The organism is Kitasatospora sp. RG8 (assembly GCF_017813315.1).
In the GTDB taxonomy this organism is placed as follows: Bacteria; Actinomycetota; Actinomycetes; order Streptomycetales; family Streptomycetaceae; genus Kitasatospora.
Genome location: NZ_JAGIYX010000009.1, coordinates 98,907 through 121,217, shown reverse-complemented (window position 1 = coordinate 121,217; position 22,311 = coordinate 98,907). Strand labels below are relative to the sequence as shown.

At 73.1% G+C, this 22,311-nt stretch carries 22 protein-coding genes; 10 read left to right on the top strand and 12 right to left on the bottom strand.

What is annotated here, in order from left to right; translation table 11 throughout:
- Positions 1-242: 242 nt before the first annotated feature.
- On the bottom strand, positions 243-1,796 hold the full coding sequence (locus tag J5Y04_RS43215) for a HAMP domain-containing sensor histidine kinase (RefSeq protein WP_209412738.1): 1,554 nt from the start codon (positions 1,794-1,796) through the stop codon (positions 243-245).
- The gene (locus J5Y04_RS16255; RefSeq protein WP_209412737.1) at positions 1,786-2,463 is read right to left on the bottom strand and encodes a response regulator transcription factor; all 678 of its coding nucleotides are present in this window, start codon (positions 2,461-2,463) and stop codon (positions 1,786-1,788) included. The genes J5Y04_RS43215 and J5Y04_RS16255 overlap by 11 nt, the downstream gene beginning before the upstream one ends.
- 160 nt (positions 2,464-2,623) lie before the next feature.
- Between J5Y04_RS16255 and J5Y04_RS16250 the strand changes: the two genes are divergently transcribed.
- The gene (locus J5Y04_RS16250; protein ID WP_209412736.1) at positions 2,624-4,027 is read left to right on the top strand and encodes a DUF2079 domain-containing protein; all 1,404 of its coding nucleotides are present in this window, start codon (positions 2,624-2,626) and stop codon (positions 4,025-4,027) included.
- 223 nt (positions 4,028-4,250) lie between these two features.
- The gene (locus J5Y04_RS16245; protein ID WP_209412735.1) at positions 4,251-4,895 is read left to right on the top strand and encodes a hypothetical protein; all 645 of its coding nucleotides are present in this window, start codon (positions 4,251-4,253) and stop codon (positions 4,893-4,895) included.
- A 140-nt stretch (positions 4,896-5,035) separates the two neighbouring features.
- On the opposite strand, the gene J5Y04_RS16240 is transcribed toward J5Y04_RS16245, so the two are convergent.
- Positions 5,036-5,731, bottom strand: coding sequence for a hypothetical protein (locus J5Y04_RS16240; RefSeq protein ID WP_209412734.1), 696 nt, complete (start codon positions 5,729-5,731; stop codon positions 5,036-5,038).
- 391 nt (positions 5,732-6,122) lie between these two features.
- Between J5Y04_RS16240 and J5Y04_RS16235 the strand changes: the two genes are divergently transcribed.
- From J5Y04_RS16235 to fabG, 3 genes are all read left to right on the top strand, one after another.
- A complete protein-coding gene (locus tag J5Y04_RS16235) occupies positions 6,123-6,455 on the top strand; it encodes a PadR family transcriptional regulator (protein ID WP_209412733.1) in 333 nt (110 codons plus the stop codon).
- Entirely contained in the window at positions 6,452-7,420 is a 969-nt protein-coding gene (locus J5Y04_RS16230; RefSeq protein ID WP_209412732.1) for a hypothetical protein, read from the top strand. The genes J5Y04_RS16235 and J5Y04_RS16230 overlap by 4 nt, the downstream gene beginning before the upstream one ends.
- Positions 7,421-7,641: 221 nt before the next feature.
- The gene (fabG, locus tag J5Y04_RS16225; protein WP_209412731.1) at positions 7,642-8,424 is read left to right on the top strand and encodes a 3-oxoacyl-ACP reductase FabG; all 783 of its coding nucleotides are present in this window, start codon (positions 7,642-7,644) and stop codon (positions 8,422-8,424) included.
- A 52-nt stretch (positions 8,425-8,476) separates the two neighbouring features.
- On the opposite strand, the gene J5Y04_RS16220 is transcribed toward fabG, so the two are convergent.
- Positions 8,477-8,959: a DUF6882 domain-containing protein gene (locus J5Y04_RS16220; RefSeq protein WP_209412730.1), complete on the bottom strand. Its 483-nt coding sequence runs from the start codon at positions 8,957-8,959 to the stop codon at positions 8,477-8,479.
- A 268-nt stretch (positions 8,960-9,227) separates the two neighbouring features.
- Between J5Y04_RS16220 and J5Y04_RS16215 the strand changes: the two genes are divergently transcribed.
- The 3 genes from J5Y04_RS16215 to J5Y04_RS16205 all read left to right on the top strand — a co-directional run bounded on the left by J5Y04_RS16215 (position 9,228) and on the right by J5Y04_RS16205 (position 11,613).
- On the top strand, positions 9,228-9,755 hold the full coding sequence (locus J5Y04_RS16215; RefSeq protein WP_209412880.1) for a MepB family protein: 528 nt from the start codon (positions 9,228-9,230) through the stop codon (positions 9,753-9,755).
- A 199-nt stretch (positions 9,756-9,954) separates the two neighbouring features.
- Entirely contained in the window at positions 9,955-10,596 is a 642-nt protein-coding gene (locus tag J5Y04_RS16210) for a dihydrofolate reductase family protein (RefSeq protein WP_209412729.1), read from the top strand.
- A 288-nt stretch (positions 10,597-10,884) separates the two neighbouring features.
- Entirely contained in the window at positions 10,885-11,613 is a 729-nt protein-coding gene (locus J5Y04_RS16205) for an SDR family oxidoreductase (RefSeq protein ID WP_209412728.1), read from the top strand.
- A 112-nt stretch (positions 11,614-11,725) separates the two neighbouring features.
- On the opposite strand, the gene J5Y04_RS16200 is transcribed toward J5Y04_RS16205, so the two are convergent.
- From J5Y04_RS16200 to J5Y04_RS16170, 7 genes are all read right to left on the bottom strand, one after another.
- Positions 11,726-12,217 carry a hypothetical protein gene (locus J5Y04_RS16200; protein ID WP_209412727.1) on the bottom strand — a complete coding sequence of 164 codons (492 nt, stop codon included), beginning with the start codon at positions 12,215-12,217 and terminating at the stop codon, positions 11,726-11,728.
- Between the two features lie 278 nt (positions 12,218-12,495).
- The gene (locus tag J5Y04_RS16195) at positions 12,496-12,861 is read right to left on the bottom strand and encodes a hypothetical protein (RefSeq protein ID WP_209412726.1); all 366 of its coding nucleotides are present in this window, start codon (positions 12,859-12,861) and stop codon (positions 12,496-12,498) included.
- Positions 12,862-12,866: 5 nt separating this feature from the next.
- Entirely contained in the window at positions 12,867-13,448 is a 582-nt protein-coding gene (locus tag J5Y04_RS16190; protein ID WP_209412725.1) for a hypothetical protein, read from the bottom strand.
- Between the two features lie 29 nt (positions 13,449-13,477).
- The gene (locus tag J5Y04_RS16185; protein WP_209412724.1) at positions 13,478-13,651 is read right to left on the bottom strand and encodes a hypothetical protein; all 174 of its coding nucleotides are present in this window, start codon (positions 13,649-13,651) and stop codon (positions 13,478-13,480) included.
- A 243-nt stretch (positions 13,652-13,894) separates the two neighbouring features.
- The gene (locus J5Y04_RS16180) at positions 13,895-14,761 is read right to left on the bottom strand and encodes a hypothetical protein (protein WP_209412723.1); all 867 of its coding nucleotides are present in this window, start codon (positions 14,759-14,761) and stop codon (positions 13,895-13,897) included.
- A gap of 322 nt (positions 14,762-15,083) precedes the next feature.
- Complete coding sequence (locus J5Y04_RS16175; RefSeq protein WP_209412722.1) at positions 15,084-15,791, bottom strand: hypothetical protein; 708 nt, start codon at positions 15,789-15,791, stop codon at positions 15,084-15,086.
- Positions 15,791-16,408 (bottom strand): SigE family RNA polymerase sigma factor, encoded by a 618-nt coding sequence (locus J5Y04_RS16170; protein WP_209412721.1) that lies wholly within the window; start codon positions 16,406-16,408, stop codon positions 15,791-15,793. The genes J5Y04_RS16175 and J5Y04_RS16170 overlap by 1 nt, the downstream gene beginning before the upstream one ends.
- Before the next feature lie 254 nt (positions 16,409-16,662).
- Between J5Y04_RS16170 and J5Y04_RS16165 the strand changes: the two genes are divergently transcribed.
- On the top strand, positions 16,663-17,007 hold the full coding sequence (locus J5Y04_RS16165) for a hypothetical protein (RefSeq protein WP_209412720.1): 345 nt from the start codon (positions 16,663-16,665) through the stop codon (positions 17,005-17,007).
- A 109-nt stretch (positions 17,008-17,116) separates the two neighbouring features.
- Here the strand turns inward: J5Y04_RS16165 and J5Y04_RS16160 are convergent, their stop codons facing one another.
- Positions 17,117-19,045, bottom strand: a complete 1,929-nt coding sequence (locus J5Y04_RS16160; RefSeq protein ID WP_209412719.1) for an OmpL47-type beta-barrel domain-containing protein — start codon at positions 19,043-19,045, stop codon at positions 17,117-17,119.
- Positions 19,046-19,446: 401 nt separating this feature from the next.
- Between J5Y04_RS16160 and J5Y04_RS43210 the strand changes: the two genes are divergently transcribed.
- Positions 19,447-22,278 carry a M4 family metallopeptidase gene (locus J5Y04_RS43210; RefSeq protein ID WP_209412718.1) on the top strand — a complete coding sequence of 944 codons (2,832 nt, stop codon included), beginning with the start codon at positions 19,447-19,449 and terminating at the stop codon, positions 22,276-22,278.
- The last annotated feature ends 33 nt before the right edge of the window (positions 22,279-22,311 follow it).

Genomic DNA, 22,311 nt, shown 5'->3' with positions numbered 1-22,311 from the left:
TGTCGGAGTGTTCGAACGCCTTTGTAGCAGCCGGGCCCGGCCCGGTGCCGGGAAGAGCTGCCGGGAAGAGCTGCCGCGAGGAGCTGCGAGGACGCCGGGCCTCCCTGTTGCCCAGGCGGCGCGGCAGACCGCGCCGTCGCCGGGCGGCCCGCACGGCGACATCCGTGCCCACCGACCCCGCCGCGACGCACAGGGCTTTGGCCGGCTGCTGCCGGCCGCCTCGCCCGCCCCGGCCTCCGGCGTCAGCCATCGGCCAGCGGCAGGCGGACCACCAGGTGGCCGCCGAACCCGCACGGCGGGGGCCCGGCGGTCGCGGTGCCGCCGAGGGACGTGGCGATGGTGCGGACCAGGGCGAGGCCGAGACCCGCGCCGCCGGTGGCGCGGTTGCGGGCGGTGTCGAGGCGGACGAAGCGGTCGAAGACGCGCTCGCGGTCGCCGACGGGGATGCCGAGGCCGTCATCGTCCACCTCCAGCCGGGCCCAGCCGCCGGTGGCGCCGAGCCGGACGGTGACGGTTTCGTCGGCGTGGCGGGCGGCGTTGTCCAACAGGTTGCGCAGGATCCGGCCGACCAGGACCTCCCGGCCGGGCACCAGCACCTCGGCCTGCTCCCCCAGGCCCTCCAGGGGTTCGAAGCGGAAGGTGAGGCCGGGGTCGGTGTGGCCGCGCTCGGCGAGCTGTTCGGTGATCAGGCCGTACAGCTCGACGGTGCCCTCCGCCCTGCCGTCGGCCCCGGCCTCCTGGGTGCGGGCGAGCAGCAGCAGGTCGTCGGCGAGGCCCTGCAGGCGTTCGGTGTCGGTCAGCGCCCCGGCCACCACCGCGGGCCAGTCGGCCTGCGCCGGGTGGGCGAGCGGGACCTCCAGGGTGCTGCGCAGCGCGGCCAGCGGGCTGCGCAGCTCGTGCGAGGCGTCGGCGACCAGCCGGCGTTGCTCGGCCAGCGCGCGTTCCAGCCGGTCGAGCGTGGTGTTGGTGGTGATGGCGAGCCGGGCGACGGTGTCCCGGGAGGGCGGCACCGGGACGCGTTCGTGGAACGCACCGGCGCCGATCCGGGCCATCCCGCGCCGGACCGACTCGACCGGGCGCAGCGCGAAGCCGGTGACCAGCCAGGCGGTGAGTGCGACGAAGAGCGAGGCGCCGGGGGCCAGGAGGGAGCCGAGGAGGTGGGTGACGGTGGCGGCGGCCTGCTCGGCCTCCTGCGTGTCGATCAGCACGTAGACGGTGAGCCACTGCGGTGGCAGGTTGGTGATGCCGGAGTACTTGGCCAGCTGGTCACTGGTGAACGGGCCGGCGAGGGTGCGGTAGAAGCGGACCGTCCGGCCCCTGAGCCGCCAGGTTCCCAGGCTCGGGAGGACGTCGGACGGGAGGCGGACCGCGACCTCGTCGACGGATTCGCAGCAGCGCGGCGACGTCGGCTCGCCCTCGATCCGGCTCCGTCTGGCCCCCGGGTCGATCGGCAGCAGGCCCAGGCGCGGGGCCTCGCGCTGGAGTTGGGCGGACAGAAGGGAGGAGCGCAGCCAGTGGCCGTCCTCGGCCATCACGGCGTAGGAGACGTCCTGGAAGGGCTCGTCGGGGCCGTCCGGGATCTTGTGCGCGAAGTTCTGCACCATGAGCCCGGCGCGGGCTGTGGCCGCGTACTCCAGCTCCTCCTGTACGGTGCGGCCGGCCCAGACCGTGGCGATGCCGAAGGCCACCGCCGAGGCGAGCAGTGCCGCCAGAGCCGACCGCAGCCGGACACCGGGGCGCCACGAGCACCAGGAGCGGTATCCGCCGAACGGCTGCGCGAGCGGGTCAGTGCGCACCGGGCGCCAGCCGGTAGCCGATGCCGCGGACGGTCTCGATGAGGCAGTGCGCCCCGGCCCGGTCCAGCTTGCGGCGCAGCGCCGCGATGTAGACCTCGACGATGTTGACGTCGCCGCGGAAGGCCGAATCCCAGACGGCGTCCAGGATCTCGGTCTTGGGCACCGCCTGGTCGGGGCGCCGGAGCAGGCATTCGAGGACGCCGAACTCCTTGGCGGTCAGCCGCAGTTCACCGTCGCCGACGGTGCAGCGGCGGGCGGCCGGGTCGATCCGCAGGTCGGCGAGGGCCAGCACGGGCGGGCGGGCCGTGCCGCTGCGGCGCAGCAGGGCGCGCAGCCGGGCGGTGAGGACCACGTAGGAGAAGGGCTTGCTGAGGAAGTCGTCCGCTCCGCAGTCGAGTGCCTCGGCCTCGTCGTACTCGCCGTTCTTGGCGGTGAGCATCAGGATCGGGACGGGGTTGGCGTCGCGGCGCAGTGCCTCGCAGACCCGGAAGCCGTTGAGACCGGGGAGCATCAGGTCGAGCACGATGGCGGCGTAGTCGCCGGTGCGGGCCTGTTCGAGGCCGAGCAGGCCGTCGCCGACCACGTCGACGGCGTAGCCCTCCGCCCGCAGGCCCTGGCTCAGCGACTGGGCGAGCCGTTCCTCGTCTTCGACCATCAAAAGGCGCATCGGCTCATGATAAGTCAATTACCGTTGTCCACAAATCAGTTGACCGATGTGCCGGGAACGTCCTTCCTGAATGGATCCTCAGGTTCGTTCAGAATTCCTTCAGCGGGGTTTTCCTAGCGTCCACCGGGTGATGAGTGAACGCTTCCGACTTTCCCCTCGCGTGCTTTCCTGGATTCCCGTGCTGCCGGTCGGCGGGTACGCCCTGCTGCTGTCGGTGCCCCGGCACTGGCGGATGGAGTCGACCGGTTTCGACCTGGGGATATTCGAGCAGGGGGTGCGCGGTTACGCCGCGCTGCAGGCGGCCCCGGTGGCCACGCTGAAAGGGAGCGGATTTCCGCTGCTCGGCGACCATTTCAGTCCGCTGCTGGTGGTGCTGGCGCCGTTCTACCGGATGTTCCCCGGCGCCACCACGCTGCTGGTGGTCCAGGCCGTGCTGTTCGCGCTCTCCTGCGTTCCGGTCACCGGGCTGGCCGTGGAACTGCTCGGACGGATGGGCGGGTTGGCCGTCGGGGCGGCCTACGGACTGTCCTGGGGGCTCTGGCGGGCGAGCACGTTCGACTTCCACGAGGTGGCGCTGGCCGTTCCGTTGGTCGCGGGCGCGGTGGCGGCGCTGGCCCGCGGCCGGTACCGGGCGGCGGCCGGCTGGGCGCTGCCGCTGCTGCTGGTGAAGGAGGACCAGGGGCTGGTCGTGGCCGGGATCGGCCTGTACCTCTGGTGGCGCGGCCGGCGCCGGCTGGGCGCGGCGACGGTGCTGGCGGCCGTCGCGGCGACGCTGCTGGCGGTGCTGGTGGTGGTCCCGGCCATGAACCCCGACGGGGTGTACGCCTACGGCGCGAACGGTGCCTGGCACGGCAATGCGGTGACCCGGCTGCTGCTGCCCGCGGTCAAGTGGCACACCGTCGCCGCGCTGCTCGCGCCGACGGTCTTCGTGGCGCTGTGCTCGCCGCTGAGCCTGCTGCTGGTGCTGCCGCTGGCGGGCCGGTTCTGGACGCCGAACCCCACGTACTGGGACACCGGGTACCACTACAACGCGGTGCTGATGCCGGTGCTCTTCGTGGCCCTGGCGGACGGCCTGCACCGGCTGGCGGGCGGGCGCAACCGCGTTGCGGGCGGGCAGGACGGGCCGCCCGGAGCCGCGCGGGTGCTGTGGTACGCGGCCCGGGGTGTGCCTGTGGCGGCGCTGGCCCTCGCCCTGGCCGTCGCGCCGGTTCCGTCCCTCTCCGGGCCGGGGCCGGACGTGCGGACCGCCCGGCAGGTGCTCGCGGTGATCCCGGACGGCGCGACGGTGGCCGCCGCCAACCGACTCGCCGCCCAGCTCACCGGCCGGTGCACGGTCTCGCTGTTCCCCTACCTCAGCACGCCGGACGCCGATGTGTCGGCCGGGCCGTCGGTCCGGCGCCCGCAGGCCCGGTGGGTGGCGGTGACGGACCGGCCGGGCGACTTCCCGGTGTCCGAGCACGAGCAGCTGGCGGCGCAGGCCGCCCTGCCGGCGGCCGGTTACGAGGTGGCGGCGGCCGGCGGCGGGGTCACGGTGTACCGGTGGGCCGGGCGCCCGGCGGGGTGACGCGGCGGGGTGACGCGGCGGCCGAAGCACACACCCCCGGCGGTCGGCGCCGTGACCGGCCGAGGCGCGGTCACGGGGCCGGCAGAACGCGCTTGCGCAGTAACCCGAAGCCGGCGCGTCCGTGCAGTTGGCGCTTGATCGTTCAACCCCGGCACGGTGGGCGCCTCGGCACCGTCGCCCCCGGCAGGCGTCGTGTCAGGGGTGCGCGTTAGCCTCACCGGCCATGGACGACTTCGACAAGACCCTTGACGCCCTGTTCGCCGCGCTCCCCGTGCTCGACGCCGGCGGGGAGCTGCCCGACGACACGCCGTTCCGCCGGATCGAGATGAACTTCGGTACCGGCACCGCCTGGTTCGAGGGCGCGTTCGAGGGCGAGACCGCGGGCTGCCCGGCCGGCAAGGGGCCGCGTCCGGTGTACCTGGTGCTCGACGGCCCGGCCGGGGACCGCGAAGTGCGGGCGATCCTGGTGCAGTACGGCGACACCCGCCCGGTGGAGGCGAGCTGGGACACCGACGGGGTGATCGCCGGCTCCGGCCTGCTGGTACTGCACGGCCGCGACGTCCACGCGGGAACGGACGTCGCCGTGTCGGTGGCCGCCCGTGCGCTGGCCGCGCTGCGGCAGCGCACGCCCGAGGAGGGCCACTGGGACCGCGCCGCCCACCTCGCCGACAGCTTCGCCGAGGCCGGCGTCGACCCCGCGGGCATCCCTTGCGACGCGGCACCCGGTGACTTCGCCGACGGCTGGCTGCTGCTGGACAACGGCCCGGGTGGTGCGGCGCTGGGCTGCCTCGTCGACCCGGACGGCTACTCGCTGGGACCCTGCATGGACGCCGACGGCAACGAGGTCGCCGCCCTGCTGGTCCGCTGACCGGGCCGGTACCCCGCACCGCCCGCCCGGGCGGCCTCCAGCAGCCCCGACACCCCGCCGGCCGGCCCGCACCTGCCCGGCCAGGGCCCGCCGGCGACCTCCCCCGGCGCCGCACCGGCGGTCCGGCCGGTGCGGAGGGGTCAGATCTCACGGGCGACCGACGTGCTGATGGTGGTCACGAACAGCCAGCCGAGGACGGGGACGGCCAGGGTGACGGCGAAGGGCCACTGGGCGAGGCAGAGGAAGAAGCTGCCGAGGAAGGAGAAGAGGGCGATCCAGAAGGCGGCGATCACCGGCACCGCCTGGGCGCTCCCGCGCGGCCAGGCCAAGCCGCACACGACCAGGGCCGACCCCGCCCCGACCAGGAGAGCCAGCTTGAAGGAGCTCAGCCAGGGGATGTCGGGCGGCGAGGCGCGGTGCCCGTGCCAGGAGACCTCGACGAGTCGGCCGTTCCAGATCTTCAGGTCCACGTCGGTGCCGACCTTCGCCCCGTCGTAGAAGGCCTTGCCGACGCTGAAGGTGTGGCCGGGCCCGCTCTCGCGTGCCACGGTCAGGTCGTAGCTGTCGCTGTCGCCGGTGTGGTCGATCGTCCGCGCCGTCACCTTGCCGGTCTCGTGGCGTACGCAGGGCGCGCCGGGCGCGGCCGCCGCGGTGCCGCAGCGCGGGGCCGAGCGGTAGGCGTCCACCGAGTCGTAGGCGTCCACGAACCGGCTGAAGCCGAGGACGACGGTGGCCAGGCCCGCCAGCAGGAGCAGGCCCCGGGCCAGTGCGCGGACGGCGGCTCCGGAGGCCCGGGTGCGGCCGGGCGGCCTCGCGTCCTCGATCCGTGCGTTCATCGCAGCCCCCTCGTTCGCGTCCGGACACCTCCCCGGCGCCCAGCAGGATGATTCCAAGGACGTGGACCACCGATGGGTAACGCGGTTGTCTTGTAGCGAAGTTGTGGAACTCGGGCCTGGCGCCGGTGCGGACCGGACGAGGGGCCCGCCGCGGCGGCGTCAGGAGCAGCCGGCCGAGGAGAAGCACCCCGGCCCGGGAGGACGGCGGGTACCAGCGGGCCCGGAGGGCGCTGGGAGTCGGGCCTGCCCCAGCGTGCCGGGTGGCGGCGGTGCCGTGCGCCTCTCGCGGCAACCGGGCTGCGGTTCGGGCGGAGTGACGGATGTTCAGCAACTCCTTGCCCAACACTACGGTGACCGTACTATGGTGGGGGACGTGAAGAACAAACGCTCCATGCAGGAGCCAACCTTCCTTCTCCTCACCGCACTTGCCGATCAGCCCCGGCACGGCTACACGCTCGGTGACGAGGTCGCCGAGATCTCCGGCGGCCGCGTCCGGCTCGGCGCCGGCACCCTGTACGGCACCCTCGACCGCCTGCTGGCCGAGGGGCTGATCCGCGTCGAGCGGGAGGAGACGGTGAACGGCCGCCCCCGTCGGGTGTTCGCCCTCACTCCCGGCGGCGCCGATGCGCTCAAGGCCGAGAGCGAGCGCATGCGGGCCGCCCTGCGCGAGGCGGACCGACGCCTGGCCACGGCCTGGACCCTTCCTGCAGGAGGCACGGCATGACCATGGACCACCACCCCCTGAACAACCGGCTGCTGCGGTGGGCCGTCACCCTCTACCCCGCCTCGTACGGCGCCGGCGCGCGGGCGGAGGTCGCCGACCACGCCGAGCGCCACATCGCCCACGCGGGCCGGCTCTCCGGGCTGCGCGAGGTGGCCGACGTCGCCGGTCACGGGGCCCGCGTCCGGCTCGGTCTGACGTCCCACCGCCCCCTGGGCCGGGCGTTCGCCACCGTCGCCCCGTTCGCCGCAGTGCTGGCCGGGACCTATGCGCTGCTCCTTGCCTGGCAGGCCGTCCAGCTCGCCTCCGACCCCGAGTTCTTCGCCTTAGCCGTCACCGGAGCCCAGAAGAACGGCCCCCTGGTGGCGACGGCCGCGCTGGTCGCCGGGCCGGTGCTGATGGCCGGCGCGGTGCTGGCCGGCCGCTGGTCCGCCGCGAGGACCCTCGCTGTGGCCACCGTGGTGGCAACACCGCTGATCCACCTCCTTGCCCGCCCCGGCCTGCTCGGCATGTCGGCCAACGTCGAGCTCTCCTTCGGCCTGAGGCAGAGCGACCTCGCGCTGCTCGTCCTCAACGCCGCCCTGCTCCTGCCGGCACCGCCGGACCGCACCCACCCGCGCTCCACCGCGCCCTGGGCGGTCGCCATCGCCATCGTGACCGCTCACGTCACCCTGGCCCTCACGGTCCCGTTCGGGGAGAACAACGCCCTGACCGGGTTCGACCTCCTCGCACCGGCCGCCGCCGGCGCCGCCATCGCCTGCACCGCTCGCACCGCAGGCCACGCGGCACTGGCCACCGCTCTCCTGGCAGCGCCTCTCCTGCTCACCCCTGCGCTGCTGGGCAGCCACCTGTTGGTGCCGCAGCTGCAGCGGGTGACCGTCCTGTACGCCTTCGGCTACGTGATCGCCTTCGGCGTCGTACGACTCACCGCCCGGCTCTCCCACCGGGCCCGCCTTTCACGCCCCTGACCGCCACCCGGCACGCCGCACCCGGCACCCTGCACCCTGCACCCTGCCTGACGGTGAGCCGGACAACGGTGTTCCCAGTCCCCTTCCGGGCGCGGGGAGGCCGCCGCCCTGCGGGAGGCGGCCTCCTCGCGGGTGGACACCGCTGCGGCGTTGAAGGGTGATCATTAAGCCGCGGGCTACATCGATTGGCGGCGGGAAGCGTGTGGGGTCGACTCTCCCCCATGACACATGCAGCCCAACACGCAGCCCACCCACAGCGCGTGGCGATCGTCACCGGAGCGGCCCGCGGCATCGGCGCCGCCGTCGCCGAGCGACTCGCGCACGACGGCATGGCGGTCGCGGTGGTCGACCTCCACGAGGCCGACTGCGCCGACACCGTTGACGCCATCAAGGACGGCGGCGGAGCGGCGGCGGCGTTCGGCTCCGACGTCGACGACGAGACGGCCGTGGCCTCCGCCGTCGCCCGGATCGCCGCCGAGCTGGGACCACCGACCGTACTGGTCAACAACGCCGGCATCGGCGGCCCCAACCTCGGCGTCGAGGAGACCAGCACCCGGCAGTGGGACGCGGTCGTGGGAGTCAGCCTGCGCGGGGCGTTCTTCCTCACCCGGGCCGTGACCCCGTACATGATCGCCGCCGGCTGGGGACGGATCGTCAACATGTCGAGCATCTCCGCGCTCGGCGACGCCGGCCGCGTCGACTACGCCAGCGCCAAGGCCGGCCTCATCGGCTTCACCAAGTCGCTCGCCTTCCAGCTCGGCGGACACGGCATCACCGCCAACGCCATCGGCCCGGGCTTCATCGTCAGCGACATGACCAGGGTCGCGGCCCAGCGGCGAGGCCGCGGCTTCGAGGAGCACCAGCGCATCGTGGCGCAGACCATCCCGGTCGGCCGGGTCGGCCGACCGGAGGACATCGCGCACACCGCGTCCTACCTGGCCAGCCCCGGCGCGGGATTCGTCACCGGCCAGATCATCTACGTCACCGGCGGATCGGTCTACTGACTGCCGGCGGCAGCCGTTGCGCCCACCGTCGGGGCGCGGGCGCCGGTCGCTGTCATCCAGCGGCGAGCGCCAAGTCATGGACCAGGAAGTGGAGTTGCATGTCGTCTGTGGACTCCGCCCACAGCCCCTCGGCGTCGAGCACGGATGCTGCGACCATCCGCGCCTCGGCGACGAGTTCGGGATGGTAGGCGAAGCCCGGCCACGGCAGGACGGGGTAGTCGTTCTCCTCGCCGAACTGCCGGACCTGCTCGATGTCGCCCACGACTGCGGGCGGAAGCGACTCGTTGGCCCATGACCACAGCCAGGACTGCTGAGCGAGGCTGACGCTGCCGATCATCGTGAGTCGGCCGGTGAGGAACACCTTCCCCTCGCGCGACCACGTGATGTGCGCATCGTCCATCGACCATTGGTACTGCACGTCACCCGACAGTCCGAAGCGTTCGACCATGAGGGCCTGCCGGGTGCGGGCGCGTTCGCGGGCCGCGAGCACGACGTCCTCCCACCCGGAGTGGTCATGCTTCGAGCGGTCGTCCACTTTGCCTCCTCGCACAGAACTGTCGGCAAGATCATCCCATTCGCGCAGGTGGCAAGAGGCTGCGGGCTCGTGGCCCAGGTGGTGGAAGCCGACCAGGTCAGACAATCCCGGGCTGCTCGTACCGGCCACGGTGAACGACGTCGCCGCCGGAACGACCCGGTCGGCGACGGGTGCGCCGGTCTCGATCTCGTAGTCGCCCCGGACCGCAGGCGTGCTGCCGGGACGGGCGGGCGGACACGGCAGGACGTGGCGATGGCAGGATGACGGGATGGTGATGAATCAGCCATGGGCGGCGGGGCTGCACGGCGACCTGCTGGCGGCGAAGGCATTGGTGTACGACCCGGGCTGTTTCACATGTTCGCTGCCGGTGGCCGAACCGGAGAGCGCCGAATACGCGGCCTGCGGATTCACGATCGACGGCCGCTCGGTCCGGTTCCGCGTGGCCAGAACCACCCCGACGAAGGTGGGCCAGTTCGTCACCGCGTGGCAGCGGTCCGAGGAGGGGCCGATCCGGCCCTTCGACGCCGCCGACGAGGTGGACCTCCTCGTCATCAGCAGCCGCGACGAGAACGGCTTCGGGCAGTTCGTGTTCCCGCGTGAGGTGCTCTGCGAGCGCGACATCGTTTCCCGCAACGGCTCCGGCGGGAAACGAGGCTTCCGCGTCTACCCACCGTGGGTGGCCACGACGAACCGGCAGGCCCGCAGCACACAGGCATGGCAGGTCGACTACTTCCTCCACATCGGCCAGGACGGGCCCACCGATGTGACCCGCGCCCACGCCCTCTACCACCCGTAGGCGCCCCCTCCGGTCCCACGACTCCCCCTGACCCGCCCGGGAGGGCGACGCCCCGGGCGGCGGGCGACGCCGGGGCGGGCGGGGTGCCGGACGCGGCAGTCGGCGGGTACGGAAACCGGGTACCGGCGTGGCGATGAGTTTTCCGGCCCCGGCGGGTCTACATCTCGATCGGGACGACCAACTCATCGGGAGTACAGACATGGGCCTCATCCACATCGAGCTGTTCGCGACCCTCGACCTCGTCGGGCAGGCGCCCGGCGGACCCGACGAGGACCCGGCGGGGTTCCCGTTCGGCGGCTGGCAGGCGCCCCTGCTGAACGAGGTCACCGGGGCACAGATCCTCTCCGCGTACGAGGGCACGGACGCCCTCCTGCTCGGCCGGCGGACGTACGACATCTTCGCCGCCTACTGGCCGCACCAGAAGGACGGCGAGATCGCCGAGCTCTTCAACCGCGTCCCCAAGTACGTGGCCTCCCGCGGCACGCCCGACCTCCCGTGGGCCGGGTCCACGCTGCTCGGCCCGGACCTGGCCGCCGCGGTGCGCGGGATCCGCGACCGGCACGAGAACGTGAAGGTCGTCGGGAGCCTGGACCTGGTGCAGACCCTCCTGCGGGAGAAGCTCTTCGACCGTCTCGACCTCTGGGTCCACCCGATCGTGCTCGGCGTCGGGAAGAAGGTGTTCGACGGCGGCGCCGTGCCCACGAACCTCACACTCCTCGAACCACCGGCGGCCGGCCCGAACGGCACCGTCTACCTGCGCTACGGGCTCGCCGACGGCATCCCCGGCACGGGCGACATGAGCGCACCCGACCGCGGCCTCGGACACGACGACCACCGGTGACCCGGTGACCCGATGACTGCCGGTGACACCCACGAGAGCGCCTCGGGCGTCGACTCGTCACGGTGACCACGACGCACCACTCGCCCGGCCCGCGGGCGGGCAGACGATGCCCTCCCGGCCCGCCACGCCGGGGTGCTTCGGCCCGGAAGCACCCCGGCCGGCCGGCGGGACGGCGGGCGGCGCGCCGGGTCCGTCCTCGTCCGTGAGTTCGGCGCACCGGACGGGGGCCCGGTGCCGCGCTGGATAGGATCACGGTGATCATCACGCTGAGCAGGGGGAGGTGTTCCCGTGGATCTCACAGGACGCACGGTGGCGGTGACGGGGGCCGGACGCGGGTTCGGGCGGGCGTTGGCCCTTCAGGCAGGCCGGTTGGGTGCGCGCGTGTTCGTGTCCGCGCGTTCTCTGACGACGGCCCGGAAGGTGGCTGCCGAGATGGCGGCCGACAGCGGCGCGAGGGCTGACGCGTTCGCCTGCGACCTGGCCGATCCGGCCTCCATTCGGGCCTTCGCCGATGGAATGGCCGCCCGCACCGACCGGGTGGACGTGCTGATCAACAACGGCGCCCGTTACCTGGACGGTCCCGATCTCTGGGACGCCGACGACGACGCGATCACCGACACCATCGCCTCGGGAGCCACCGGCACGCTCCTGATGGTCAAGCACGTCCTACCGCTGCTGCGCGCTTCCGTCGGGGCGGACCTGGTCAACCTGGTCTCCTCGGCCGCGGAACCCCGGGACCACCGCTCCCGGGCGCACCCCGCGTTCTACGCCGCCAAAGCCGCCCAGGCCGGCTTCGCCGACGTCCTCTCCCACCGGCTGCGCCCCGAGGGCATCCGCGTCATCTCGCTCTACCCCCCGGACTTCGCGGACGGCGACCCGCTCGACCCCGGCTGGGATCACGCTTCCCGGACCACAAGCGATCCGCTGACCGCGCAATCCGTCCTCGACTGCGTCCTGTTCGCGATCAACCAGCCGCGGGACTGCTTCATCCGCTCCTTCCACTTCGAGCAGCTGTAGGAGCCTGTCCGGACCGGGCGTGACCGGCCCGGCCCTGCCAACCGGGCCACACCGGGCCACACCGGGCCACGGCTCTCACGGCGACGAACCGCGCCGCCCGGACGGCTCACGGTCAGTGGTCGACCCGGAGGTGCAGGACGGTCGCCCACTCGTCGGACACCAACAGGAGTTGCCGCGTCCACAGGGCGCCCGGGTTCGCGAGGACGACGGCGACCTCGGCGGCGGTCCGGACCGGGCCGAGGTGCGACTCGATCAGGTCGGCGATGCCATAAGCGAGTTCGCCGGCCTGCCTGATCTGGTCGGGTGTGCGTTCGACGAACTGGTACCAGGGCATCAGCCCGCTCTCGGTCGCAGCCCGGTGCACGACCTCCCGCCAGCTTCGGGCCGGCTCCAACACGGACAGGACCGAGCCGAACTCGTCCCGCCAGTAACCCGCGTCGAGCACCGCCTGGACAAGCTTCCCGATGTCGTCCCGCCCGGATGCCGCCACCGCGACAACCGGGTACAGCTGCACGGACACCACGTGGTTGATGTCGTCGAGCAGTTCTTCGAGCGGCTCGGCCGCAGCCTCGACCGCCGCAGGAGCGTCCAACGGGTTCAGCACCGGCCAGGCCCTTTCTCCACAGCGGCCGGGCCTTCGGGCCCCTGCGGCACGATTCCTGCCGCGGGCAGCTTCTACGACCAGTCTTCTATGACTACTACGGTGCGTCCAGCCCGATGTTGCCCGCCGCCCGAACCGCCCCGGCCGAGGCCCCGGGCTGCGTCCGCCGAGCCGGCCACCCGCCGGAGACCGACCCGCACATCACGACCGGCGCATCACGCGTCACGACCAGCGCATCACCGATCCACGCATCACCGATCCACGCATCACCGGCCCGCGCGTCACCGGCCCGCCACTGCAGTCCTGCGGACACGCAGCAGTTCGCCCACCGACGCGCTCTCGGAGAACACGCCCAGGGCCGGGCCGCCATCAGCCCCCGCGGCGGCGACATCACGGCCCTCGGTCAGCGTCGCCTCCTCCGCGAAATTCGCGATGGCGTCCAGGATGTTGTCGCCGATGTCCGACTCGACGTCCGCCTGGACGTCCTGCGCCTCCCGGACGTCGTCGCCGATGTCCTGAGTGCCCTGGACGCCCTCGCCGGCGTCCGCGCACAACGTGGGCGGGGCCGGGGCCCCAACCAGGCCCGTCCCCGTCCCGACGGCACGGTCGGCGAACCTGGTCACCACCGACACCTTCACCTCGAACATCCGAATCACTCTCCTCCACGTCTCGCAGGAGTCCCGCTCACGCCGGGGCCGGTGTCCAGGTCGTGGAAATCGGAGACGAAGAGGATCTCCGGCTCGACTTCCTGCTCGTACGCCGCCGCCCTGGCGATGGCGAACTGGGTCTGCCACGCACCCGATTCGTGGGGGACCCCGAACGTGGCGACGTTCAGCAGCGCCAGGTAGGGGATGGTGGTCTTCCACTGCCGGGCTTCGGCGCTCCGCCGCCTGATGACCGCCATCTCCCTCGCGGCGTCGAGCAGCGCCTTCTCCACCCGGCGATGCGGAGCCCACAGGACGTGGACCGCCCTGCGCTCCTGGGCGACGTCCAACTCCCGCCACCGCCCGACCTGCCCGCCGGAGAGCCTGTCCCGTACCAGGATGTGCAGGTCGTGCATGGAAGGGATCGGGCCGAAGAAGCGGTAGTTGGGGACGATCCTGCCGGCCCACTTCAGGCGGACGAGGACGTTCCCGCCCAAGCCCATCTGGCGCAGCGCGGTGAGACCGCCCCAGCCGCACAGGACCGCGTACAGCAGTTGACGGGCCATCGGCCTGGTGATCGTCGCTGCCATGGTGTCGGCACCTCCCGCCGCAGTCCTCGTCACCCGTTGTCGATGACCCAGTGGATGGCGTCGGTCACCGTCGCGGCGTGCGACCGGTCGGTGAGCAGCGAGTCGTGGCGGGCCCCCGCCACGATCTGTGACCGGCTGACGCGCGACAGCGCCCCGAGTTCGCGCTGGAGCCCGGCGTACGCGGGATCCTGTTGGTGCGTCACGGCCGCGGAGACCACCGCGACCGGGCACGGTGTCACCGAGGCCAGCAGCGCGGCCCGGCCCGACCAGTCGGCCTGGCTGAGGCGTGCGTACGACCCGGCCCGGCGCGGGGGACGGTGCGCCGCCCCTTCTCAGCTCCGTGACGACGACTCCCACCGCCGTGGTGAGCACGGCGCCGGCCATCAGCCGGTCCTGGACGGCGCTGCTGCGGCTCCGGGTGCCGGCCTCGGCCGTGTGGTGGGTGTTCACGGGCGCAGCGACCGGGACACGTGGGCGATCGCCGGGTAGGTGGCCGTGAACGCCCAGAGGAAGCGGTTCAGCCCCATGAACCTGCCGTTGACGAGGTGGAAGAAGACACCTGCGCCCAGGATGCCCCGGGCCACCGGTCTGGGCGCGACCAGGACCAGGGGGAACGTCAGCTCGCCGAGGATCACGCCCCGGGCCACGGCGCGGGCAACGGCGGGGTGGAGGCGCAGCAACCGGTACAGCCCCTTGTCCCCGTAGACGCGGGTGCGGAGGATCCCGGTGATGGCGGAGCCGTCGCGCCACACCGGGGATACCAGCTTGATCGCCCCGGCGGCGGCGTAGGCCACGCACGCCTGGAAGGCGATGAACCGGATGCACGCCTCCCGCGCCCGGTCGTCGCCGGGGAACGCCTTCTCCAGGGTCGCGACCAGGAAGGTGATCATGGAGATGTTGTCCGAGCCGTCGTAGCCGTAGTACTGGCGCACCTGCATGCCGGCGGCGGTGCCGGTGAGGGTGAGGAGCAGCGCGGCGCGTTCCCTGCGGTGCGGCCGGCCCAGCAGCAGCCTGGCCGCAGCCGTCAGCCGCACCTGCGGGATCACGACGACCCGCGGGTATTCCAGCAGCCTGGACACGTACGTCAGCGGGAACCGTTCGAGGCCGCGGAACCGGGTCTGGTTCACCCTCCAGGAGAAGATGCCGTCGTCACTCAGCGCGGACGAGGCGGCGAGCTGCTCCAGTGCCCCGATCAGGGCGCCCATGGCGCCGATCTTCTCGATCCTCACGAGGACCCGGTCCGCGGCGGCGGCCTCGGCGGCGGCCTCACCGCCGCCTTCCGGCCTGCCGACGGCCTGGGGGATCCAGTTCACCGGTGGCATGCGACCTCCGAAAGAACGCCACTGCTGTGCCGTGCAGTTCAGTGCAGTTCAGTCACCTGCTGTTACGGATGTCCCCCACATGGCCCTACCGTTCCACCGTGGCCGATGTCCGCGGCGACTGCAAGCCGGGTGTACGGAGGCCTGCCAACCGCGGTGACCAGCAGTAACGTTCAGGGCCTCTTCCTCGCCCGGCGGGGCGGGCGCGGCTTCACCGCCGGCCCGCGCGACGGCGCCGGGCGGCCGCACGGGCCGCTCGGCGACTCGACCGGCGCCAGGCGCGACGCCGACGCCAAGGCCGCGATGCCGGTCCGGTTCAGGACGGCAGCGTCTTGCTCGCCAGTACCCTCCCCTGGGCGTCGTACGCGGCGAGCCTGATGTCCTGGAGCGGGAGTGCCTTCGGATCGTCGGGGGTCTTGCGGCCGGGCCCCCAGACGTAACCGGTGGCGTAGCCCGGGTTGCCGGGGAGCGAGGCGACGGTGGCCCAGTAGGCCTGGCCGTCCACCTCGATGGCCATCCGGGCCACCTGCCCGGGCCCGTGGTAGACGAGGTTGTACAGGGCCTCGTGGTACAGCGGCGGGTTCCCGTAGTACTGCATGGTGATCTCGGTCGCGCCCGACGTCCAGGAGTGCCCGCTGCAGCCCGGACCGCTGCCGTAGGCGGGGGCGTCGTGGATGCAGATCTCCTGGTCCTTCAGCTGCATCCACCAGTCCTGACGGTCCAGCGGCAGCTGCCGGCCGGGCTCCACCACCAGGGCCTCGGGAGGCGGCCCCGCCGGTACCCGCGGAGCCTGGGCCTGCGAGGCCGGCCCGGCGGCCTGGGGCCCGTGCTGCGAGGACAGTACCGTCCCCGTACCGGCCGCCACCGCGAGCGCGGCCACCACGGCCGCCGCACCCGCCGCCATCCGGCGTCCGCGCCGCTGCCGGCGGACCTGGACCCGTACGGGCCCGGCGGACCAGTCCGCCACCGCGACCCGGGCCGCCTCGTCCCGCAGAGCGCCGCGCACCATGTCCTCGGTGTCCATCACCTGTTGTCTCCGTTCGTGCCGTGGATCGTTGAACCGGTGTCCGCCGCGTACGGGGCCAGCGCCGGGTGGCCGCGCAGTTTCGCCAGGCCCCGGCTGGCCTGGCTCTTCACGTTGCCCGGTGAGCAGCCGAGCACTTCGGCGACCTGGCCCTCGCTCATGTCCTCCCAGTAGCGCAGGACGACCACGGCCCGCTGTCGCGGCGGCAGCTCCGCCAGCGCCTGGATCAGCACCGAGCGCTCCTCGACGTCGCGGTGGCCGCCGCCCGCGGTGTACGCCCGGTCGGGAAGGACGGGCACGAGCAGCTGCCTGACCCGGCGCCGCCGGTGGCGGCTCAGGTTGTTGTTCACCAGGGCCCGGTGGATGTAGGCGTCCGGCTCCTCCAGGCGGCTGATCCGCGGCCAGTTCCTGAAGGCCTTCGCGAAAGTCGCCTGGACCACGTCCTCGGCCTCGTGGTAGTCGCCTGTGAGCAGGTAGGCGGTGCGCACCAGCCGCCGCCAGCGCGTGGCGGCGAACCCCTCGAAGTCGAGCCCCCGCAGGCCGGGGCCGCCCGCGGCCGGTGCCGTGACGGGCCGCGGCCGGTCCTCCAGCGGGTTGTGCACTACGCTCGCGGTCATCCAATTCCTCTTCGCGTCCGCGCGACGACCCGATCGGGCCCTCGCTCTGCCCTACTCACCGCCGCGACGCCGCAAGGGTTGCACGGCCCTGTCGGCGAGTACGGGCTCCGGCTCGACTTCCCGCGTCCTGTCGCCGGCTGAGGGGTCATCGGTCGTCTGCCGGCTGGTCACGGCGGCAGGAGGACGGATGTGACAACGCGGCCGCAGGGATTCGGGGGGTGTCGCGACGGCTCGGGGCACGCCAGACTGACGCCATGCTGATCTCCGCCCGGCTTGGCCGGCCCCTGCTGCGGTTCTGGACGACGACCCGCGCCAACTTCTACGCCGATGACCAGGCGGCCCGGTGGACCGCGCGGGCGGCCTGGCTGCTGGTGACCGCGTCGATGTGGCTGGTGCTGATGTTCACGGTGGTGTGGGGGGCGATGGTGGCCGGGGCGCCCTCCGGCACGGTGGTCGTGCTGACGGTGGGCCTGGCCCTCGCGGTGCCGGTCGTGTCGATGGCCGCCGTCACGTCCGGGCCGAGGGGCGGGATGGGGGCGCCGGCGCTGACCGCGCTGGTCCTGCTGGGCGCGGTGGTGCTCGGCTTCTGGCTGGGCTGACCGGGACCGGGGGCGTCGTGACGCCCCTGCCGCACCGCGGCCCCGGGCCACCTCGGGGTGACCCGGGGCCGGGTGCTCGGTCCGGATGTTTCGTCAGGTACCGGCCGGATCAACCCTCCTGGGAGCCGTCGGAGGCGTCCCAGGGTTCCGCTTCGTGCGGGTCGCAGTCGATGCGGATCTCCAGGCAGTGCTCCTGCTCCACGTTCTGCGCGTGGTCGTCCGAGCGGTACTCGACCTCGTGGCGGCCGTCGCCGCTCACCGTGAAGGGCCCGGTGTAGCGCGTCCACTCGCCGCCGTCGACCCGGTAGTCGGTCATCGCGACGCCGCTGATGTCGTCGGTGGCGTCGAGGGTGACCAGGACGTCCGAGTGGTAGACGCCGTGCCGGTCGGGGCGCGGGTCGGTGCGCGCGGTGGTGACCGGCGGCAGGACGTCGAGCGGCAGCTCCATCCCGGCCTCCTCCAGGGTCATCTCGTTCTCCTCGGTCGGTGCCGGGACCCCGGCCGCGCCCGAGTGGGCGATCGAGCCGCCGCGCAGCTGGATGCTGCCCCAGTCGTCGTGGCCGTTCAGCGCGGTCTGGGACCCGTCGTTGTTGGTGTCGAACGCGACGGTGCCCTGGGGGTTGATCATGCCGTCGCAGTTCCAGTCGACCTGGCCGGCGCTCGCCTGGACGGTGACGAAGCGGGAGCCCTGCTTGGTGTTCGGGCACCAGTGCGTGACGTCGTAGCCGGCGGTGCTGGCCGGGAACTGGCGCTCGTTCAGCGTCGGCTCGTTCAGCGAGCCCACCGCGCGGGAGTAGTCCATGACCCCGGTGGTGGTGCCGACCGACAGGCCGCCCATCTGGTAGGAGTAGTTCATCACGCTGAAGTACTGCGGCTGGTGGTTGGGCGTGTCGGCGCTCCCGGCGTGCTTGAGGCCCAGGTCGTGTCCCAGCTCGTGCATCAGCGTGCCGGCCTGCTGGTTGGTGCTGCCGACCTGGTTGTCGAAGCTGCCCAGGCTGACGATGAAGTCACTGCCCGGGACGCCGGCGGCGACGCCGCTGTAGGTGACGCCGGGCTGGAGGTTGTGCGCCGCGATGGCGTAGTGGAAGAGCGAGCTCCGCCCGGTGCTGATGAAGCCGCCCGCGGCCGTCTTGATCTTGTTGAAGGCGTCCCACAGGTAGCGCCCGTTGGCGTCGACCGTCCCGAGGTTGGCCGCCTCGGTCTGCTTCTTCGCCTTGCTGAGCGTCCCCCAGGTGGTGTTCTTGGTGAAGTCGAGGATGCTGTCCGGCCCCGCGTCGACGTGCAGGTTGATCCCGGTGGTGGGGCTGTGCCGGTTGAACGGGGAGTTCTTGAAGGCGTCGACGACCTTCCTGATCGCGTCGTTGGTGAGCGCGTGGCTGTGGGTGGCGTCGGCCATCCAGTCGACCTGGACGAAGACGTCCGGCTTGTTCACGTCGGCGCCCATGGCCTTGAGGTCGATGAACTGGTCGGGGCTGCCGTCGCTGGGCTTGATCGTGACGCCGTTGCGCTTCCAGTCGTCCGGGATCCCGTCGCAGGTGGTGGAGTTGCAGTCGACCGTGAAGGTGACGGGGGTGAAGGGGTCGGTACCTCCGGTGTGGCTCGCCACGTAGCCGGTGGGCGCGGTCTCGGTGAGGGTGTTCGGCGCGTCGAGCGGGGCCGGGACGTTCCAGCCGAACGTGATCACGGTGCCCTGGCTCTCACCGCCCACCTGGTAGCTGACGGTCCCCGACGCGCCGTTGGAACCGTTGCACACGCCGACGTTGAACTGCCCGGTTCCGCCGAGGGCGGCGAGTCGCGCCGGCGGGTTGGTGTTGGCGCAGCCGTCGGTGACCTGGAGGTTGGCGAGGGTCAGGTCGCGGTCGCTGCTGTTGACGAGGTTCACCCCGAGCAGGCCGCCCGCCCGGCGCGCGGCCGCGGCGGGGGTGATGGCGGCGACGAGGGTGAGCAGGGCGAGGGCCAGCACGAACAGTGGCGCCAGGCCGTGGTGCCGGATGGTCCGCGGGAGCACGGCGACACCGGGAGAGCGATCTGTGGTCATGCCGTCACGCTAGGTACCGGCCCGCCGCGGACCTGTCATGACCCGTCGAACAGTCACCCCGTCGGCGGCGCACCGGTCACACCGCCGGCGCCCCACCGTGGCCGGGAGGGCCCGCCGCCCAACCGGCACGGCGGGGTGGGCCGTCCCGGCGTCCGCCGGCGCCGTTTCGGCGGGGATCCGGCGCCGCTTCGACGGGGATCCGGCGAGGAGGGGCACCTCGGCCGGCGAGTGCCAGTCGCCTGCATATGCAGTCGATCGACATATTCAGGAAGATGGCCTATGTTGGTCCGCATGACGGGCCGCCGGCTCCGGAGAACGGACGAGCCGTGGGTGGGCGTCCGCCGTTCAGATGTGGTCCGGCATGCCGCCGGACCGCCCGTTTCCCCGTGGGAGGGACCGCAGTGCATCACCGTTCCCGTACGCCCGGACCCAGGCTGCTCGGTATCGCGATCGCCGCCGTGCTCAGCCTCGGCGCGGGCGTGCCACCAGCGTTCGCCGGACCCGCCGCCGGACCGGCCGGGGGGCCGTCCTCCGGCGCCGACCCGGTGCCCGGGCTGGTCGCCGGCTCCGAGACCATCGCTCCGCAGCTGGTCACCGGCCTGGACGACGCAGCCCCCGGCGACAACCCGGCCGACGCGGCCCGTGCCCACCTGGCCGCCCATCAGGACCGCTACCGGGTCGACCCCGCGCAGCTCGCCGAGGCCGGGACCGGGCAGGCCGTCGACGGCCGGCGCACCGTCAGGTTCGAGCAGCGGCACGGCGGCGTACCGGTCTTCGGGGCCAGGTACCTGGTCCACCTGGTCGGCGAGGGTGCCGGACAGCGGGTCGAGTCGGTCGGCGGCAAGTTCTTCACCGGCCTCACCGCCCCGACCGCGCAGACCGTGCCGGACGAGGTGTTGCGCCGGCTCGCGATCGGCGCGCTCCAGGACCCCGCGGCGCGCGAGGGCGCCGCCGTCGAGGACCACGGCCTGGTGGTGCTGCCCGGTGGCGCCGGCCGGCTCGCCCGCCACTTCACCGTTCGCGCTGCCGGCACGGACCCCTGGGCGGCGAAGGCGCGCGAGGTGTTCGTGGACGCCACCGTCGGCGAGGTGGCCCTCACCTACGAGGTCCGCGACCGGTACCCGCTCGGCGCCCCGGACGCCAAGGCCGCCCCCTCCGCCCCCGCCGCCAAGGCCGCCAAGGCCGCCCCCTCCGCCGAGGCCGCCTCCCCGGCAGCCGGGGCGGCCGGCCTCGAACCCGCCACCGGCACCGCCCCGGACGCCTTCGGCCGCCCGGCCCAGGTGAACATCGGCCGCCTCCCGGACGGCACCTACCAGCTCGTCGACCTCACCCGCCCCGCCGCCATCACCACCTACGACGCGGCCGGCCGGGATGTCACGGACTTCGACCGTGCCCTGCCCGCCGACGCCCGCCCGGCCGCCTCGGCGAGCCCCGGCTTCCCGGCCTCCACCGGCACCAGCGGCGCCACCGACGCCCACCTGAACGCCGCCGCCGTGTACGACTTCTACCGCGACCGCCTGGGCCGCGACGGGATCGACGGCAAGGCCGGACCGATCACCTCCGTCGTCAACGTCACCAGCTCCGGCCAGCCGCTGGAGAACGCCTACTGGGACGGCGAGAAGATGATCTACAGCGGTGGCAGCGAGAAGCGCCACCCGTTCTCCGTCGCGCGTGACGTCGCCGGGCACGAGATGACCCACGGCGTCGTCAAGCACACGGCGGAGCTCGTCAACCTCGGCCAGTCCGGCGCACTCGACGAGGCCCTCGCGGACTACTTCGGCAACGCGATCGAGGTGACCAGCCGCGGCATCCCGATGACCGACCCGAGGGCCGCACTGCTCGGCGAGGGCCTCTGCCGCACCGGCACCCCGCAGGCCTGCGCCGACCGCAGGATGGACGACCGGCGCACCACCGTCGCCGACTACATCGGCGCACCGGCCGGTGTCGACAACGGCGGCGTGCACCTCAACTCCACCATCTTCTCCGGGGCGTTGTGGGACATCCGGCGCACCCTCGACCCGCTCCTCGCCGACCGCCTGGTCTACCGCGCGCTCGCCGAGTACCTCACCCCGCTGGACGACTTCGTCGACGCCCGCAACGCGGTGCTCGCCGCCGGCCGCGCCCTCGGCCTCGACCGCGCCCAGCTCCGCACCGTGGCCGGCGCGTTCGACGCGCACGGGGTCAAGGACGGCTGGCAGCGCCGGATCGGCGTGGACAGCCGACCGCTGCTGCGCGAGCTCTCCACCGAGAGCGTCGCACCCGATGTCGCCGCCGGCCGCTGGGTGGCGGCCACCGCGGGCAAGGGCGCCAAGGGCAGCATGGCCGTGCACGCGGGAGCCGTCAGCGACTCCGCCGAGCCCGCCCGGCTCAGCCCGGAGGACGGCCGCTCGCACGGCTGGCCCGCCACCGACGGCACGTCCGCCGCGTGGGTGGCCATGGGTCCGGGCGCCGACGGCGCCTGGGGCATGGAGGTGCTGGCCCGGCCGCTCGACGGCGGCCCGGTGCGCAGCGTCCACCGTGCGGCGAACCAGTTCGTCAGCGACGTGCGGATCTCCGGAGGCGACGTGGCCTTCGTGGCGAACGACTACGCCGCCGGTCTGACCGGGCCCGTGCTGTCCCGCAACGGTGCCCCGGCGGTGCGGATTCCGCTGCCGGACGGCCACCGCGCCTCGGACCTCTCGCTCAAGGACGGCCTGCTCGCCTGGACGGAGAGCTGGCAGGCCGGTGAGCGGACGGTGAGCGCGCCGACCGTCTACTCGACCGCCGCCGGCAAGGTCGTCGCCCAGTACGTGGTGGACGACGCGGACGCCGCCACCCCCGGGACCGTGGTCACCGGCACCCGCCTCGCCGGTGGCCGGCTGCTCTGGGTGCAGACGCCCGGCGACCGGACGAAGGGCAGCGCGATCCGCTCCGGCGCCCTGGACGGTTCCGGCGTGACCGACCTCCTGCCCGGCGGCACCGCCGAGCCGCGCCGGATCACCACCCTGACCGCCTCCGACCAGGCGGTCACCTTCGGCGTCGCCGGTGGCCGGGTGACCGGCGGCACGAAGAACGCCGACCTGCCGAAGCTCTGGCAGCTGCCGCTCACCGGTGGCACCCCCGAGCGGGTCTCCTGCAACCGGGGCGGCCAGTACGCGCCGGCGGCCGACCGGGGCACCCGGGTGATCTGGCTGGACGCCACGGCGGGCCGCACGGATCTGGTCGTGCGCGAGCGCGCGGCCGGCACCTGCTGACCGGGCGGCTGCCCCGGGGGCCGTTCCAGGGCG